Genomic DNA, 16076 nt, shown 5'->3' with positions numbered 1-16076 from the left:
GACACCATCACGGACCTGGCCCAGGACCCGGACATCCAGGCACGCGCCCGGCAGATCCGCGAGGAGCTCGGCAACCCGAGCACCATCCTCCTGGGCGTTGACCGGCTGGACTACACCAAGGGCATCCGGCACCGCATCAAGGCCTTCTCCGAGCTGCTCGAGGACGGCCGGCTGAGCGTGGAGGACGCCTGTCTGGTACAGGTGGCCAGCCCGTCCCGGGAAAGCGTGGACTCCTACAAGGAGCTGCGGGACGAGATCGAGCTGTCCGTCGGCCGAGTCAACGGCACCTTCGACACGATGGGCCACACCGCCATCCGCTACCTGCACCACTCCTATCCGGTCGAGGAGATGGTGGCGCTCTATCTGGCCGCCGACGTCATGCTGGTGACCGCCCTGCGGGACGGGATGAACCTCGTGGCCAAGGAGTATGTGGCGGCCCGCGGCGGCTGGGGCGGGGTGCTGGTGCTCTCCGAGTTCGCCGGCGCCGCGGACCAATTGCGCAAGGCCCTGCTGGTCAACCCCCATGACATCGACGGGCTGAAGGAAGCCATCATGGAGGCCACCGAGATGTCCCCCGGTGAGGCCACCAAGCGCATGAAGTCGATGCACCGGCAGCTCATCACCCATGACGTGAACAAGTGGTCCCGCGACTTCCTCGACCGCCTCGGCGGCGCGGTCCCGGCAGAACGCTCCGGGCCGGAGGACGGCGGCCAGCAGTCGGCCTTCATGGACACTGACGACGACCGCGAGCGCCGCGACCACGAAGTCGACGAACCCTTCGACGAGAGCGGTCCCACTGACGGTTCCACGCCGGGGGACGGACGATGACCGGTCCGGGGCTGGCCACCGCCCTGCAGGAGTTCGCCGCACGGGAGACGATCCTCGTGGCGCTGGACTTCGACGGGGTGATGGCCGAACTCGTGGACCGGGCCGAGAACGCCAGGCCCCTGCCGGCGAACGCCACCGCGATGACCGCCCTGGCCGGGCTCCCGGGCGTTCACACGGCGCTGGTCTCCGGCCGCGCCCTGGACTCGCTGTTGGCCGTCGCCTCGCCCCCTGAACCGACGCTGCTCATCGGGTCGCACGGAGCCGAGCGGCGCCTCGGACCGGAGGCGCCCCCGCTGGAACTGGACGCGGAACAGGCGCGGGCACTGGCCGCCGTCGGGCAGGTGCTGGAGACCGTGGCAGCCCGGTATCCGGACTCGTGGGTGGAGTCCAAGCCGGCGGCCCGGGTGTTGCAGGTGAGGCTGGCCCGGTCGGGCGAGGCGAGGCGCCGGGCCGTGTCCGAGGCCGAGGAGGCCTTGAGCAGCCTGGCCGGGCAGCCTGGGCGGTCTGAGCTGGCCCCGTTCTTCGTCGGGCACGGCAAGGACGTGCTGGAGGTCGCCGTGGTGCGGGCGGACAAGGGCCAGGGGCTGGACCTGCTGAGGTCCGTCACCGGGGCGGACGCCGTGTTGTTCGCCGGGGACGACGTGACGGACGAGAGGGGATTCGCCCGGCTGGATCCGGCCCGGGACGTGTCCATCAAGGTCGGCCCCGGCGAGACAGGGGCCCAGTTCAGGATCGAGGGGCCGGCCGACGTGGCCACCGTGCTGGAGGCGGTGCGGTCATGGCGTCCGTAGAACTGCGCGGCATCACGGTCCAGTACCCCTCAGCACGGACCCCCGCCCTGTACGGGCTGGACCTCTGCGCCCAGGACGGCCGGTTCACGGTGATCGCCGGTGACCTGCGCAGCGGCAAGTCCACGCTGTTGCGGGTGGTGGCCGGGCAGGAGCCGCCGGATGCCGGGCGGGTGCTGATCGGCGGCGTGGACGTGACAGAGGTGCCGGCGCACGACCGTGACGCGGTGATCGTGTTCCAGAACTACGCCCTCTACCCGCACATGGACGTGCAGGAGAACATGAGCTTCGCCCTGCGGGTGGCCGGAGTCCCGCCGGCCGAACGGCTGGACCGGGTCCGGGAGGCCGCTCGGCTCCTGGACCTGGAGGAGCAGCTCGGCTGGACGCCCGAGCGACTGACCGGCCCACAACGGCAGCAGGTGGCGCTCGCACGGGCCGTGGTCCGCCGGCCCGCCGTGCTGCTCATGGACGATCCGCTCACCGCCCTGCCCCCGGCCCTGAAGGACCACACGGCCGGGCTGATCCGTAGCCTGGCCCGCACCCTGAACGTCACCACGCTGTACGCCACCGCCGAACCCGGGCCGGTGGCGTCCGTGGCGGACCGCCTGCTGCGGCTGGACTCGGGCCAGCTGAGGGAGGACACTGCCGTGTCATGACACCGCGTTCCGGTCTGGACATCACCACCTCGGGTACTGCCGTGGACACCGCCGCGTTGATCGCCCTGCCCTGGGACGTACCCCTGGCCGAATGGCCCGAGTCCGCCCTCGCCGCCCTCCCGCGCGGGCTGTCCCGGCACGTGGTGCGGTTCGCCCACCTTGAGGATGCCGTGGTCGCGGTGAAGGAGACCACGGAATTCTCAGCCCGCCGTGAGTACCAGTTGCTGCGCCGGCTCGAACGCCTGGATGTTCCCTGCGTGGAGCCGGTGGCCGTGGTCGCCGGACGCATCGATCCGGACGGCGAGCCGCTGCCGACGGTTCTCGTGACCCGGCACCTGCGGTTCTCGCTGCCCTACCGCGCTGTCTTCTCCCGGCGGCTGCACCGGGACACCCTGACCCGGCTGATCGACGCGCTCGCCCTATTGCTCGTGGAGCTGCACCTGGCCGGCTTCTACTGGGGTGATGTCTCCCTGTCCAACACCTTGTTCCGCCGTGACGCCGGCGCCTTCGCCGCCTACCTGGTGGATGCCGAGACCGGTGAACTGCACCCCTCCCTGTCCCGCGGTCAGCGCGAGCATGACCTGGAGCTGGCCAGGGTCAACGTGGCCGGTGAGCTGATGGACCTGATGTCCGGCGGCCTGGTGGAGGGGGACGTGGACCCTGTGGCCACCTCGCAGCTGATCATCGACGCCTACCGCCGGTTGTGGGAGGAGCTCACCGCGGACATGTCCTTCCGGCCCGGCGAGCGCTGGCGGGTCGAGGAGCGGATCCGCCGATTGAACTCCCTCGGCTTCGATGTGGAGGAGTACGCCATCCGCACCACCCGGGGTGGCTCCGAACTGGTGCTGCAGCCCAAGGTCGTGGACCCGGGGCACCATCAGCGCCGACTGTTGGGGCTGACCGGCCTGGACGTGCAGGAGAACCAGGCCCGACGGCTGCTGCGGGAGATCGACGAGTACCGGGCCGTCAAGCACCCTGAGATGGACGAGCACGAGGCCGCGAACCGTTGGCTGACCGAGGTCTTCGAGCCCGTGGCCCGGTCCATTCCGCAGAACCTCTCCGGCAAGCTCGAGCCCGCCGAGGTGATGCACCAGTTGCTCGAACACCGCTGGTACCTCTCCGAGAACCAGTCCCGATCGGTCCCACTGGACGAGGCCCTGGATTCCTACCTCCAGACCGTCCTGCCCCTCCGTCGGGACGAGGACGCCGTGGTGCTGCATCCGACGACCACCATGCTCAAGGCAGTCGAGCTTCCCTCAGAGAACTACGACTGACCCTCGCGCCCGAGGAGCAGGAAGCCGTGGGACGGAACGCGGGCGTCAACGGGAACCGCGGTGCAGGGGCCGTCGGCACCGTGGCCGGCGAGCAGACTGTATCCGCGCACCTCGTCCGGGATCGGCATCGGCTCCGCGCCCAGCGCCGCCAGCAGGACCACAGCACCGGGCCCGACGTCGGCCCCCGCATCTCCGCGCTCGACGCCCCGGTCCATCCGCACCCAGCGGCGCTCGTCGTCCACCACGGCGCGAGTGGTGGAGCGGTCGCGGTCGGTGAGTTCGCGGCGCTCGGCGCGCAGCCGTCCCAGCGACCGGTAGAGCGCCAGCATTCGGGCGTGCCGACCGGTCTCGGCCTCGTTCCACCGCAGCGTCGAGGCGGCGAAGGTCTCCGGGGACTGAGGGTCGGGCACCGCGTCGTGGCTCCAGGCCATGCGTGCGAACTCCCGGCGCCGCCCCTCCGTCACCGCCTGCGCCAGCTCCGGTTCACGGTGCGCGGTGAAGAACTGCCATGGGGTGGAGGCCGCCCACTCCTCCCCCATGAACAGCATCGGTGTGAAGGGCCCGGTCAGCAGCAGCGCGGCGCCGATCGCCAGCTGCCCCTCGTCGAGACTCGCCGCCAGGCGGTCACCGGCGGCACGGTTGCCGACCTGGTCGTGGTTCTGGACGCACACCACCAGGGCTTCGGAGGGGAGGTGCTCCCCCAGGGGCCGGCCATGGTGGCGCTGACGGAAGGAAGACCAGCTGCCATCGTGGAAGAACCCGCCGTTGAGCACTTTGGCCAGTGCGGACAGGGGTGCGAAGTCCGCGTAGTAGCCGTCTGTCTCCCCGGTCAGGGCCACGTGGACGGCGTGGTGGAAGTCGTCCGACCACTGCCCCGTCAGGCCATAGCCGCCCGCCCCATCGGCCCCGGGCCCGGGCCGGGCCGTGATGAGCCGCGGATCGTTCTGGTCCGATTCGGCCACGAGCACCAGCGGCCGGCCCAGATACTCTGACAGGGCGTCCGTCTCCGCGGCCAGCTCCTCGAGCAGGTGCACGGCACGGCTGTCCCGCAGCGCGTGGACGGCATCCAACCGGAGTCCGTCCACGTGGTAGTCCTCGAACCACATCCGGGCGTTGTCCAGAATGTACCGGCGCACCTCGTCCGAGTCCGGCCCGTCCAGGTTGAGCCCGCTGCCCCAGCCGGTGGAGTGCTCGGTCAGGTACGGGCCGAACTGCGGAAGGTAGTTCCCGGAGGGACCGAGGTGGTTGTAGACCACGTCCTGGATCACGGCCAGGCCCACCCCGTGGCAAGCGTCCACGAAGCGCTGATAGGCCGCCGGCCCACCGTAGGAGGCGTCCACGGCGTACCAGCCGACGCCGTCATAACCCCAGTTGTGCGTCCCGGCGAAGGAGTTCACGGGCAGCAGCTCCACATGGGTCACCCCGAGCGAGACCAGGTGGTCCAGCCTCTCCGCGGCGGCGTCCAGGGTGCCCTCGTCCGTGAAGGTGCCGAGGTGGAGTTCATAGAACACGGCCCCGCGCAGGTCCCGGCCGGCCCAGCCGGAGTCCTGCCATGGATGCGCGGAGCTGTCGAACAGCCGGGACGGCCCGTGCACGGTGTCCGGCTGGCACCGCGAGCGCGGGTCCGGGAACGGCCCCTCGCCGTCCACCCGGTAGCCGTATCCGTGGTCGGTCTCGGTCGGCACTCGGCCGTCCACCGTCGGCTCCGGAACCCACCAGCCGTCCCCGGCAGGCTCCATCCCCACCGAGGCGACGACGCCCCAGCGGTGCTCCGCGTCGTGCACGGCCCCGGGCTCCTCGTCGGTGAACACGAGTTCCACGCCACGCGCCTGTGGTGCCCACACCGCGTAGCGGCTGCTTTCGGCCGCCTCGGTGCTGAGGTCTTCGCTCATTGTCGTGTGTCCTGTTCCGTTCATCGCAGCGTGTTCCCGTCCTCCGGCACCAGCAGCGCCACCGGGTGGCGTTCCAAGACCTCGGCCAGACGTGTGGTGCCGTCCGTGAAGGCCCCGCCGAAGCGGCGCCCCGTCAGCAGGTCCACCATCGTCTGGCGGGGCAGTACGACGGCGGCGTCGCCCCATCCTCCTTCATCCTCCAGTCCCAGCGGCCACCGGGTGGCCACGGTGATGCACCCGCCCCGGGTGAAGGCGACCACGTGGTCCGATGCCTCGCCGAGGACATCGAGTTCCTGGTAGCGGATGAACCACTCGGGGTGCTCCCGGCGGGCGCGCAGGGCGCGGGAGGTCACGAGCATCTTCAGTCCGGCGGCGTACTCGGCGAGCGCGGCGCCGTCGGGCCGGGTCGAGCCGTCCTCCGGCTCTGCCGGGGCTGGGAACTCGGGCTCCCACCCGGCGTCGAGCCGCGCCAGCAGGGCCGTCCGCTCCTGGAAGTCCACGGCCCGGCGATTGTCCGGGTCCACGAGGGTGGGGAACGGGATCTCGGTGCCCTGGTAGACGTCCGGGATGCCGGGCATGGTGAGCTGGATGAGCTTCATGGCCACCTGGTTGGTCACGCCGGGAACGGCGATCCGGTCGGCGATGCGCTGGATCTCGTCCCGCAGCTCGCCCATCCCGGTGGCCCGCTCGGCGAGGTCCGCGAGCGCGGCCTCGAACTCCGCATCCTGTTCGGTCCACGTCGTACGGGTCGCGGCCTCACGGGCGGCCTTGAGTGCATAGTCGGCCAGCCGCTGGGGGTCCAGCGGGGAGCCGTCCACCGGCCAGGCACCCACGATGGTCTCCCACAACAGCTTCTCGAACGGTCCGTCTCCCAACGGGGCCAGCTCCCTGAGCCGGTCCAGGGTGCGGACCCACTCCCCCGGGATCTCGGACAGCACGTCGATCCGGGCCCGGACGTCCTCGCTGCGCTTGGTGTCATGCGTGGAGAGCGTGGTCATGGTGCGGGGCATGCGCGCTTGGCGGTCACCCTGCAACTCGTGGAATCGTTCCAACTCCAGCGCGAACGACGACGGGTCCCCACCGACCTCGTTCAGCGACGCCAGCCGCGTGTACCGGTAGAAGGCGGTGTCCTCCACGCCCTTGGCCATGACCATCCCGGAGGTCTGCTGGAATCGTTCGCCCACGGGGTGGTCGGGATCGGCCAGCAGCGGCAGCAGCGCCTCGACCGCGTCCGCCAGATCGGAACGGCGGCGCACTGCCTCCGCGGCCGCGTCGTCCAGGTGATGGCGCCCGGTCGGCAGGTAGGAACGGTAGACGGGAAAGCAGGCGAGTAGTTCCGCCAGGGCGTCGTGGACGAGGTGGTCACCGGACTCCTCGTCATCCGGGATCAGTCCGGGGACGAGCCGCCCCAGGCGTTCGACCTCGGACCGGAGCATGCCGTCCACCACGGCACGCTTGGTCCCGTGGATCATTTCCGCCCACACCACCTCGGCGGCTGCGGCCGTCTCCCCGGTGGGGTCCTCGGTGCGGCCCCACCCGCCGAGCCGCCCGGCCACCTCGTCGAGTTCAGGGGCCCCGGCCGGGTCCGTGAGGATGCGGTCCACCTCCCCGAGGGCGTCGTAACCGGTGGTGCCGTCCATGTGCCAGGCGGCGGGCAGTCGTTCGCCAGCCTCCAGGATCTTCTCCCCGAGCAGGTAGATCCCCCCGGTGGCCTGCCGCAGGTTCTCGAAGTATCCACCCGGATCCGCCAACCCGTCCGGGTGGTCCACGCGAAGACCGTCCACGAGTCCGTCACGGACCCAGGACAGGATCTCGCGGTGGGTCTCGGCGAAGACCCGCGGGATCTCCACCCGCACCCCGGCGAGGGAATTGACCGCGAAGAACCGGCGGTAGTTGAGGTTCTCGTCCGCCTCTCGCCACGGCATCAGCCGGTAGTTCTGCCTCTCGTGCGCGGCGCGGGCCACAGCCTCGTCTCCGGCCGCGTCCCCGACGGCGGCGTGCGCCGCCTCCTCGGTGCCCGGCGCCAGGGGGAAGACATTCTCGTAGTAGTGCAGTTCCCCGTCCACCACGCGCAGCCTCGCGAGTTCGGCCTCCGGGTCCTCGTCGGTGCCGTCCCCGAGGACGGGCAGCCAGATGCGCGAATCCCCGGCGGCCCAGTCGATGTCGAAGGCCATCGCGTACTTGGAGGATTGGCCGTGCTTGAGCAGGTCCCACCACCAGGCGTTGTCCTTGGGAGTGGCCACGCCCACGTGATTCGGCACGATGTCCGCGAGGATCCCGCCGCCGGCCGCGTGCACGGCCTCGGCCAGCTCACGCAGACCGGTCTCCCCACCGCGGGCGTCGTCCACCTGGGTGGGGTCCACCACGTCGTAGCCGTGGGTGGAGCCCTCCTCTGCGCCGAGCATCGGAGACAGGTAGAGCCAGTCGACGCCCAGGTCCCACAGATAGGGCAGGACCTCGCGGGCGCTGTCGAGCGTGAAGTCCGCGGTGAGCTGCAGGCGGTAGGTGGATGCGGGGACGTTCTGCGGGATGGTCACGTGGTGCACGGTAGCAAACCCGGCCGCTCTTACTGCTCTTACTGCTCGGGCGGCTGGGTCAGGTCCCTCGTAATCTGCGGTTCGCCCGAGTCCTCGAAGGTGATCAGCACGTCCTGGTGGACCGTGCCGTCCGGCATGGTGAGGTCCGCATTGAGGGCGTTGCCCCGCCATTCCTTGCCCTGCACGGATTCGACCCCGTACTTGGCGGCCACGTTGTCCTGGACGGCGTCCTGCCAGGCCTGGTTGCCGAAGACCGAGTAGACGATGGCGGCCACGCCGATCACCAGCACACCGGCTCCGGCGACGATCTCCCGGCCGGCATCCCTGAGCCGGTCCGGCCCTGCATAGCGGGCATCCTCGTCGTCGAGGTGGGCCCGGTAGCGCTTGCGCCGCCACAGGCCGTGGGCGACGACGGCCAGGCCCGCCACGGCCAAGAGGATGCCGATCCATTGGGCGACGAGCGGGGTCTGGAGGTCGATCGGTGTGTACATGCTTCCATTGTCTCCCGGATGGTCACTCGGGTGGAGTCCGGCTACTTGCGCAGCGTGTAGCCACGTGTCCCGGCCATATCGGCCAACTGGCTCGTGTCCACCCAGAACGGCTCGGTCCACGGGTCGTAGACCAGGAACGTGTCGTTCACGGTGTTGTAGCCGACCACGGCCATGTGATGCCGCAGGGTGAACCGGCCGCCGGTCTTCGCCAGATGGAGTGGTGGCTGCTCGTCCGGGGTCGCCGCGATGTTGATGACCACGGGGGCACCGCCGTCGATGGACCGTCGCGCGCCGGTGCGGAACTCGCGGGTCTGGGCCAGGTTCGCGTCCGCGCCGGGGATGGTCTTCACCGTGTACCGGACATCGAACGGCGCGTGATAATCCAGCACGCGGGCCACCTGGTGCAGCCAGGTCCCCTCCCGGTCGGTCTGGGCTGCCGTGGCCAGGGACTTCTGCGAGAAGTCGAGGCGGAACGCGGACAGGGTGATCGCCATGGAGGCCGGTCCGCACCAATAGCCGTTGGGCTGCGCCTCGTAGTCGGCGCGCAGGATGGCGACACCCTGCTTCGGGCGCTCCGGGAGGTAGCGCTTGCCCAGTCGGGACACATCCGACTTGGCGTTGCCCGCCTCGAAGTCCCGGATGAGATAGCCGCCGTGGACCCAGCCTCTGACCGTGCCGACGGTGATCTCCCGCCAGGTGGCCCCGCCGACGGACTGACTGCGACCGGTGATGACCACTCGCGTGTTGCGGGCCAGCGATGCGAGCGCCGCGTGGCCCGTGCCCGCTCCGGCTCTCACGTTGAGGCCGTCGTCGGCGATGACCACGTACCGGTACGCCAGCGGGATCTCGGGTTCGGGTTCCGGCTCGGGTGCCGGCTCTGGCTTCGGGGCCGGCTTCGGCGGCGAGGCCGGTGGTTTCGGCTGGCCGTTCAGATGCGTCTCGAGGCCGTAGAGGAACTTGGCGGTCTCGCCGCGTCCGACCTGCCGCGAGGGGCGGAAGGTACCGTCCGCGTAGCCCGCGACCATCTCGTTCTCGGAGAGCCAGGAGATGTCCCGGTAGGCGGGTGCAGTCGTCGGGACGTCGGAGAACACCGCATCGGACGGGGCCGTGTAGTCGGATTCCCCGCCATAGCGGAACAGGTAGCGGGCGAGCTCCACGCGGGAGATCGACCGGTTCGGACGGAAGGTGCCGTCCGTATAGCCGGTCACGATCTCCTGCTCGTGCATCCAGGAGATGGCGGTGAAGCCCTCGTCGCCGGCTCTCGGTTGCACGTCCTCGAAGTCTGCGGCGGTGCCCGGCTCATGGGTATCCCCGGACATCCGGTAGATCATCAAGGCGGCCTCCTTGCGGGTGATCTCCCGGTAGACACCGAAGCTGTGGTCCGCGTACCCCTCGGACAGGCCCGCGCAGGCCATCCACGTGACATGGGTGTAGAACGTGGTGTTCGGCGCGACGTCCGTGAAGTCTTGCTTGCAGGGGCCCGAATGCGCGGTCGTCACATCGGCGTGGCCGCGGGCGGCGTCCGGCCCGGCGTTCTTGCCCTGCACGGCGTCCAGGACGGAATCGTCGAGGACCGGGAGCGACTCGTCGAACTCGGTCGTCTGGTCCAGCGGGGTCAAGTGCTCGGAGTCGGCCGCGGCCGGAGCGGCAACAGCCAGTCCCGGCAGCAGCAGACCCAGGCTGAGGGCGGTGGCGAGGAGGCCCGCGCGGCGGCGCCGCGGGGCAGACTGAGGCTGACGGGACACGGTGTCGCCCTTCGTGGGTGGAGTGATGGGCAGGGCGTTTCCCTCCGCTCTGCCGCGAGCATGATAACCGAACCAGGTTTCCACGGGGTGACGGGGCCCACAACCGCTCATCGGCCGAGCGGACCGGGTGGGCGGTGTGGTGGGATATCCCCATGAAGCTCTCTACCTATCGATTGCCGGGCTCGGACCCAGACACCCCGGGCGCCACGTTCGCCGCACTCGTCACGGAGACCGATGGCCCCCGCGCCACGGCCGCCGTCGAGCTGGAAGGCGTGGTCGACGTCGGGGACTTCCTGTCCCTGCCGGAACCGAGCCGCACCGAGCTGGTGGAGGCCGCCCTGGCCGCGGCCGCGGAGGAGCCCTCCCGGGTGCTGGACGCCTCGGCACTGGAGCCCGCCACGCTCATCCCGTTCCCCACCAAGGTGTTCTGCATCGGGCTGAACTATCGCAACCACATCCTGGAGACCGGGCTGGAGCTGCCGGAGCACCCCTCGGTCTTCACCAAGTTCGCCCAGACGCTCACCGGGGCCACGGATGCCATCGAGGTCCCGGCCGAGGACCACCGAATGGACTGGGAGGGCGAGCTGTGCATCATCATCGGCGAGCCCGGCCGCCGCATCCCCGAGGACCAGGCTGCCGCACACATTGCCGGCTACGCCATCTCCAACGACGTCTCCGTCCGCGGCTACCAGGGCCGGACTACGGAATGGACGCAGGGAAAGGTCTGGGAGGAGACCACGCCGATCGGCCCGTGGCTGGTCACGCCGGACGAATACGTGCCCGGCGCCACGATCACCACCCGTGTCAACGGTGAGGTCATGCAGCAGGACTCCACCGGAGACCTCGTGTTCGGCGCCGAGAAGCTCGTCTCCTACCTCTCCGACCTGGTCACCCTGCTGCCCGGGGACCTCATCCTCACCGGAACCCCCGCCGGGGTCGCCCTGGCCCGGAAGAACGACGCCGGCCGGCGCCCCTGGCTGAAGGCCGGGGACGTCCTGGAGACGGAGATCGAGGGCCTGGGCCTGCAGCGGAACGAGATCCGATGACCGCCGGGTTCACGACGTGTGACCTCTATGACGCGGACGAGACGCTGCAGTCCTGTTCGCTGCAGTTCCAGGACCTCGGCGCCCGGACGCTGTTCACCGGCCCCGTGCGGACCCTCCGCTGCCACCGGGACAACGGGTTGGTCAAACAGGTCCTGAGTTCCCCCGGACACGGCGCGGTCCTTGTGGTGGACGGCGGCGGTTCCCTGGAGTCCGCCCTCATGGGCGACCTCATCGCCGCGGCAGCCGTGCGGAACGGCTGGGCCGGAGTCATCGTCCACGGGGCCATCCGGGACCGCGCCGTGGTCCGCACCCTGGACCTGGGCGTCAAGGCCCTGGGGTCCAATCCCCGCAAGTCCGCCAAGGACGGGGCCGGCGAGGCGGACGTCCCCGTCGAGTTCGGCGGGGTGACGTTCACCCCGGGTGCCACCCTCTGGGCGGATGAGGACGGCATCCTGGTCACGCCGTGACAGGGCTGCCGGGCACTTCCCGCCCCCTCAACATCCTCGGGGCCGGCCGGGCGGGGACCTCGCTCGCCCGGGCCGCCACCTCGGCCGGCTTCCCCGTGCGGATCGCGTCCAGCCGGCCACCCACCTCGATGCGCCTGCACCTGGCCCAGTACGCTCCCCGGACCACCGCGGTGGCAGCGGCGGAGATCGCGCAGGACGGGACGGCACAGCCGATCGTCGTCCTGATGGTTCCGCAGGAGGACCTCGAGTCCGTGGACCCGGACTGGCTGGAGGGCTGCCTCCTCGTGGACGCCACCAACCGCTGGGCCGAGGAGCCGCTCCCGGGCTGGCTCCAATCGGCGCTCGACGCCGGCCGGTCCAGTTCCCAGGCCGTGGCTGCCCGGTTCTCCGGCGCCACGGTGGTGAAGGCCCTGAACCACGTCAGCCACTGGGACCTGGACACCGCGGGCCGTTCCCCGGGCCCCGAGCGGCGAGCGCTGGGAGTGGCCTCGGACAGCGAGGATGCCGCGGCCGCCGTCGGGCATTTGGCTGCTGACCTGGGGTTCGCCCCGGTACTGCTGCCCGGGCTGGCCGCCGGCCGGGCCCTGGAGCCGGACGGACCGGTCTTCAATCGGCCGATGTCCGCACCCGAACTCGCCCGCCTCACCGGCGGTACTGTGGTGCAGGACTGAGGGAACGGCTCCGGCTCCCCCACAGCGATCCCATCCGAACCACGACAAGCCGGTACCGGCAACCGAGAACAGGGGACGCCCGATGCCCACCGACACCGCCCATGTCCGAACCGGTCCGCGTGCCACACCTCTCACCAGAACGACTGCCAGGGCGACCGGCTGGGTGGCGGCGTTCGGCCTGGCGCTCGGGTTGCTGGCCGCGGTGCCGGCAACTCTCGTCACGGGGGCCTCCCCGGCCCAGGCCGACCAGGCCGAGGAAGTCATCCTCGAGGACGGCGCCGGGGTCATCCACGAGCCGACCCTGCTCGAGGGGCTGGACGGAATCTCCTTCTATGAACCGACCACCGTGGTGGTCTGGACCCAGCGCGGTGAGGCCGAGTCCAACCTCAACGAGCGACTTCTGGCCGATGCCCGTGAGAACCATCCGGAGTGGATCAGCGACGACGGTCAGAAGTGGACGGATGGTCTGTTCATCTACGCGATTGACCCGGAGGGCCGCCTGCAAGGCGTCTACTTCGGTGAGGACCGCAAGGTCGGCCTCGATCTCCAGGAGGACATCCGGGAGGATGCGGTCGACTCCCTGCGGGAGGCCGACTGGACGCAGGCCGCCCTCGATGCCACCGAGTCCGCCGCGGCCGTGATGAACCGTCCCTGGTACCGGCACCCCGGACTGTGGGTCGGCGGCGGGGTCCTGGTGGTCATCGGCGGCATCGTCGGAGGGGTGAGCGTCGCCAGCAGGAAGAGCCAGCAGCAGAAGGCCCAGGCGGAACTGGACCGCGGGAATCGGGCCTTCACCAACGTCAGCACGGATCTCGAGGCCACCGAACTGAACGCCCATACCGTGCCGGAGGACTCCAGGTACGGGGCCATGGTGCTGGAGCGGTACCGCACCTTCCACGAACGCTATCTGCAGGCGGCCCGGGAGAACGACCGGCTGTCCGGCATCCCGGTGACGAAGCTGCACCGCAAGGAACACCGCCAGGCCGTCACGGCCTACATGAAACAGGCGGAGGAACTCGACCAGCTGGACGACACCGTCGGAAGTACCAACACGCTGTTGAACAAGTACCCGGGCTGGCCCGAGGCCTGGGACATCCAGACCGCGCCGATGCGCGAGGACCTGGGGCAGATCGACGAGCTGGTGACCGGACAGCACAAGCTCAAGGCCGACCAGCTCTCGCCATTGCGCTCCTTCCGCCCCGAGGCGGAACGGGAGCTGGAGCGGTTGGGTGCCGGCCTGGAGACCGGCCAGATCTCCCCGGACGAGGCCCTTGACGGCCTGGACGCCCTGCGGGTCCGCCTGACCGGACTGCTGGATGACTACGCCAAGGCCCAGATCGATGCCTTCGCCACGTCCGATGCGGAACGCCAGACCCTGCAGCAGGAACTGGAACGCGAACGCCACCGCGCCTCCCGCCGTCCAGGCTCGATCCTGGACACGGTGCACCAGCCCGGATGGTTCTGGACCGCGACCGCCTTCCACCTCGGATACTCCTCGGGCCAGTCCCACGTGGTGACGGCGCGGGAACAGGCGGAGGCCTCCTCCTCAAACTCATCGACCGGATACGGCAGCTCCGGCGGCAGCTTCTCCGGCGCCGGCTCCTCCTCCAGCTTCTGAGGTGATTGGTGCAAGGAATGTTGCTGACGGGCCCGGGGTTGGCATGGACATGAGCACCGACGTGCGCCAGGATCCCTTGGCCTTCTACCTGGATAAGTCCGACCCCGCCGCGTGGAAGGCCGTGGGCGGACTGGCCCTCGCCGCGAAGAACGCCGCCCGGAAGGCCGGCCTCGACGATCAGCTCGTGGAGCTGGTGAACCTGCGCATCTCGCAGATCAATGGCTGCGCCTACTGCCTCGAGGTCCACACCCGCCAGGGAATCGACGCCGGACTGGACTCCCAGCGCCTCGGTCTGTTGGCTGCCTGGCGTGAGGCGGAGGAGGACCAGCACGTCAGCCAGCTGATGAGCCACCATGTGCTGACGGACGAGCAGTACTCCGCCGTCCAGTGGCTGGCCATCACCATGAACGTCACCAACCGCATCTCCATCCTGTCCCACCACCCGGTCAGGCGCCGTTGAACAGCTGGAAGCGAGGCAAGCGCCATGAGCAACACCGAGACTGACCCGCAGGAGACTGTCTGCAGGAACAAGCCGACCACTGGGCTGCACTTCACCGAGGGCCTCTCGGACGGAGTGGACCCGCACGCCGGTGGCACTGGTACGGTCGAGCTCCTTGAGCCCCGCGCGGTGCCGCTCGGCGGACCCCGGGCCATGACCGTCAAACGCACCCTGCCGCAACGGGCCCGCTCCCTGATCGGCGCCTGGTGCTTCTTGGACTTCTACGGACCGGATGACGTCTCCGCCACCGGCGGCATGGCGGTCCCCCGCCACCCGCACACGGGGCTGGCGACCGTCTCCTGGCTGTTCACCGGGCGGGTGGACCACATCGACTCCGCCGGTCATTGGGCCACCGTCCGCCCCGGTGAGGTCAACCTCATGAACGCCGGTTCCGGGATCACCCATTCGGAGTACTCCACGGCGGACACCACGGTCCTCCACGGTGCCCAGCTCTGGTATGCCTTCCCGGAGCACGCCCGTGCCACCGCTCCGTCCCTCGAGGCTCACCGACCGGATCCGGTCACCGGGTCTGGCTACACCGCTCGCGTCTTCCTCGGCTCCCTGCTGGGCTCCACCTCTCCGGTGAAGACGCACCTGCCCCTGACGGGCGTGGAGTTGCGAATGGACCCCGGCACCACACTGGAGGTGGACGTCCCCGCCGGCCACGAGCACGGCCTGCTCCAGGTCACCGGGGCCATCACCCTGGACGGCGTCGAGATTCCCGAGGACCACCTCGGCTTCGTCGGCCCCGGCCGGACCCGCCTGAGGATCACCTCCGGTTCGGGCCCCGTCATCGCGCTGCTGATCGGCGGCGAACCCCTCGGCGAACAGATCGTCATGTGGTGGAACTTCGTGGGCCGCACCCACGAGGAGATCGTGGCCTGGCGCGCCGCCTACCAAGCCGAGATGGGATTCGAGGCGCCGTCGGAGGATTCCCCGCTGACCGGAGCTCCCCTGGGAGCACCCGTGTCCGCAGACCTCCTGGACGCCACGATCGGCACCAGCTACCGCGATGGCCGGACGTTCCCGCAGTTCGGCGACTTCCCGGCAGGCGCCCCCGCGCCACTACCGGCCCCGGCGCTGCCCACCACCCGCATGCGGCCCCGCGCCAATCCGCCGACGAAGTAGACCAGATGACCACGTCCATCACCGACCATCAAGGAGACACGAGAGCCCATGAGTGAGCAGACACCATCCCTGGACCACCCGCAGGTCGTCCAGGGCGGCAAACCTCGCTACGAGATCCATGTGGACGCCTCAGGCGAGCCGGCCGGCAAGACCTACTTCACCGAGCACGCGGGGGCCGGTGGGACCCGTCAGCGGATTTTCCCCCATACCGAGGTGTCCGAGGAATACGGCGGCCATGGACTCGCCTCGGCCCTGGTCCGCGGCGCGTTGGACCAGTCCATCGCCGAGGGGTACCGGATCGTCGCCGTCTGCCCGTATGTGAAGGGGTGGATCGAGAAGCACCCTGAGTACCAGGAGCATGTGGACGCCACCAAGCCGGAGCACCTGCAGGCGCTCGAGCGTCGGTAGACACAGACAGACGAAAAATGCCGGCCGG

At 70.0% G+C, this 16076-nt stretch carries 15 protein-coding genes; 11 read left to right on the top strand and 4 right to left on the bottom strand.

Translation table 11 applies throughout. From position 1 onward, the window contains the following. The 4 genes from ABD134_RS00090 to ABD134_RS00075 all read left to right on the top strand — a co-directional run. On the top strand, positions 1 to 828 hold an 828-nt coding region (locus ABD134_RS00090; protein ID WP_344225624.1), incomplete at its 5' end, for an alpha,alpha-trehalose-phosphate synthase (UDP-forming). Continuing rightward, positions 825 to 1619: a trehalose-phosphatase gene (gene otsB / locus ABD134_RS00085; protein ID WP_344225623.1), complete on the top strand. Its 795-nt coding sequence runs from the start codon at positions 825 to 827 to the stop codon at positions 1617 to 1619. The genes ABD134_RS00090 and otsB, both read left to right, overlap by 4 nt. Beyond that, on the top strand, positions 1607 to 2272 hold the full coding sequence (locus tag ABD134_RS00080; protein WP_344225622.1) for an ABC transporter ATP-binding protein: 666 nt from the start codon (positions 1607 to 1609) through the stop codon (positions 2270 to 2272). Before otsB ends, ABD134_RS00080 begins: the two co-directional genes overlap by 13 nt. Beyond that, the gene (locus ABD134_RS00075; RefSeq protein WP_344225621.1) at positions 2269 to 3546 is read left to right on the top strand and encodes a DUF4032 domain-containing protein; all 1278 of its coding nucleotides are present in this window, start codon (positions 2269 to 2271) and stop codon (positions 3544 to 3546) included. The genes ABD134_RS00080 and ABD134_RS00075 overlap by 4 nt, the downstream gene beginning before the upstream one ends. Here the strand turns inward: ABD134_RS00075 and treZ are convergent. From treZ to ABD134_RS00055, 4 genes are read right to left on the bottom strand one after another with little or no spacing between them, the layout of a single operon-like run. Continuing rightward, positions 3537 to 5438 (bottom strand): malto-oligosyltrehalose trehalohydrolase, encoded by a 1902-nt coding sequence (gene treZ, locus ABD134_RS00070; protein WP_344225620.1) that lies wholly within the window; start codon positions 5436 to 5438, stop codon positions 3537 to 3539. The genes ABD134_RS00075 and treZ overlap by 10 nt on opposite strands. A 20-nt stretch (positions 5439 to 5458) precedes the next feature. Next, complete coding sequence (treY, locus tag ABD134_RS00065) at positions 5459 to 7984, bottom strand: malto-oligosyltrehalose synthase (protein ID WP_344225619.1); 2526 nt, start codon at positions 7982 to 7984, stop codon at positions 5459 to 5461. Positions 7985 to 8013: 29 nt separating this feature from the next. Beyond that, positions 8014 to 8466 (bottom strand): YidH family protein, encoded by a 453-nt coding sequence (locus tag ABD134_RS00060; protein WP_344225618.1) that lies wholly within the window; start codon positions 8464 to 8466, stop codon positions 8014 to 8016. A 41-nt stretch (positions 8467 to 8507) separates the two neighbouring features. Then, a complete protein-coding gene (locus ABD134_RS00055; RefSeq protein WP_344225617.1) occupies positions 8508 to 10211 on the bottom strand; it encodes an S-layer homology domain-containing protein in 1704 nt (567 codons plus the stop codon). A gap of 152 nt (positions 10212 to 10363) precedes the next feature. Between ABD134_RS00055 and ABD134_RS00050 the strand changes: the two genes are divergently transcribed. The 7 genes from ABD134_RS00050 to ABD134_RS00020 all read left to right on the top strand — a co-directional run bounded on the left by ABD134_RS00050 (position 10364) and on the right by ABD134_RS00020 (position 16048). Then, positions 10364 to 11257 carry a fumarylacetoacetate hydrolase family protein gene (locus tag ABD134_RS00050; protein ID WP_344225616.1) on the top strand — a complete coding sequence of 298 codons (894 nt, stop codon included), beginning with the start codon at positions 10364 to 10366 and terminating at the stop codon, positions 11255 to 11257. Then, positions 11254 to 11724 (top strand): ribonuclease E activity regulator RraA, encoded by a 471-nt coding sequence (gene rraA, locus ABD134_RS00045; RefSeq protein WP_344225615.1) that lies wholly within the window; start codon positions 11254 to 11256, stop codon positions 11722 to 11724. Before ABD134_RS00050 ends, rraA begins: the two co-directional genes overlap by 4 nt. Next, complete coding sequence (locus tag ABD134_RS00040; RefSeq protein ID WP_344225614.1) at positions 11721 to 12395, top strand: NADPH-dependent F420 reductase; 675 nt, start codon at positions 11721 to 11723, stop codon at positions 12393 to 12395. Before rraA ends, ABD134_RS00040 begins: the two co-directional genes overlap by 4 nt. A gap of 82 nt (positions 12396 to 12477) precedes the next feature. Continuing rightward, entirely contained in the window at positions 12478 to 14013 is a 1536-nt protein-coding gene (locus ABD134_RS00035) for a DUF5129 domain-containing protein (RefSeq protein WP_344225613.1), read from the top strand. Positions 14014 to 14062: 49 nt separating this feature from the next. Further along, positions 14063 to 14473, top strand: a complete 411-nt coding sequence (locus ABD134_RS00030; protein ID WP_344225612.1) for a carboxymuconolactone decarboxylase family protein — start codon at positions 14063 to 14065, stop codon at positions 14471 to 14473. A 24-nt stretch (positions 14474 to 14497) separates the two neighbouring features. After that, entirely contained in the window at positions 14498 to 15640 is a 1143-nt protein-coding gene (locus tag ABD134_RS00025) for a pirin family protein (protein ID WP_344225611.1), read from the top strand. Positions 15641 to 15688: 48 nt separating this feature from the next. Beyond that, positions 15689 to 16048: a GNAT family N-acetyltransferase gene (locus ABD134_RS00020; protein WP_344225610.1), complete on the top strand. Its 360-nt coding sequence runs from the start codon at positions 15689 to 15691 to the stop codon at positions 16046 to 16048. The last annotated feature ends 28 nt before the right edge of the window (positions 16049 to 16076 follow it).

Origin of the sequence: Citricoccus alkalitolerans (assembly GCF_039528175.1) — a bacterium.
GTDB lineage: Bacteria > Actinomycetota > Actinomycetes > Actinomycetales > Micrococcaceae > Citricoccus > Citricoccus alkalitolerans.
The sequence above is the reverse complement of the archived record's forward strand: the minus strand, read 5'-3'. Positions and strand labels throughout refer to the sequence as shown.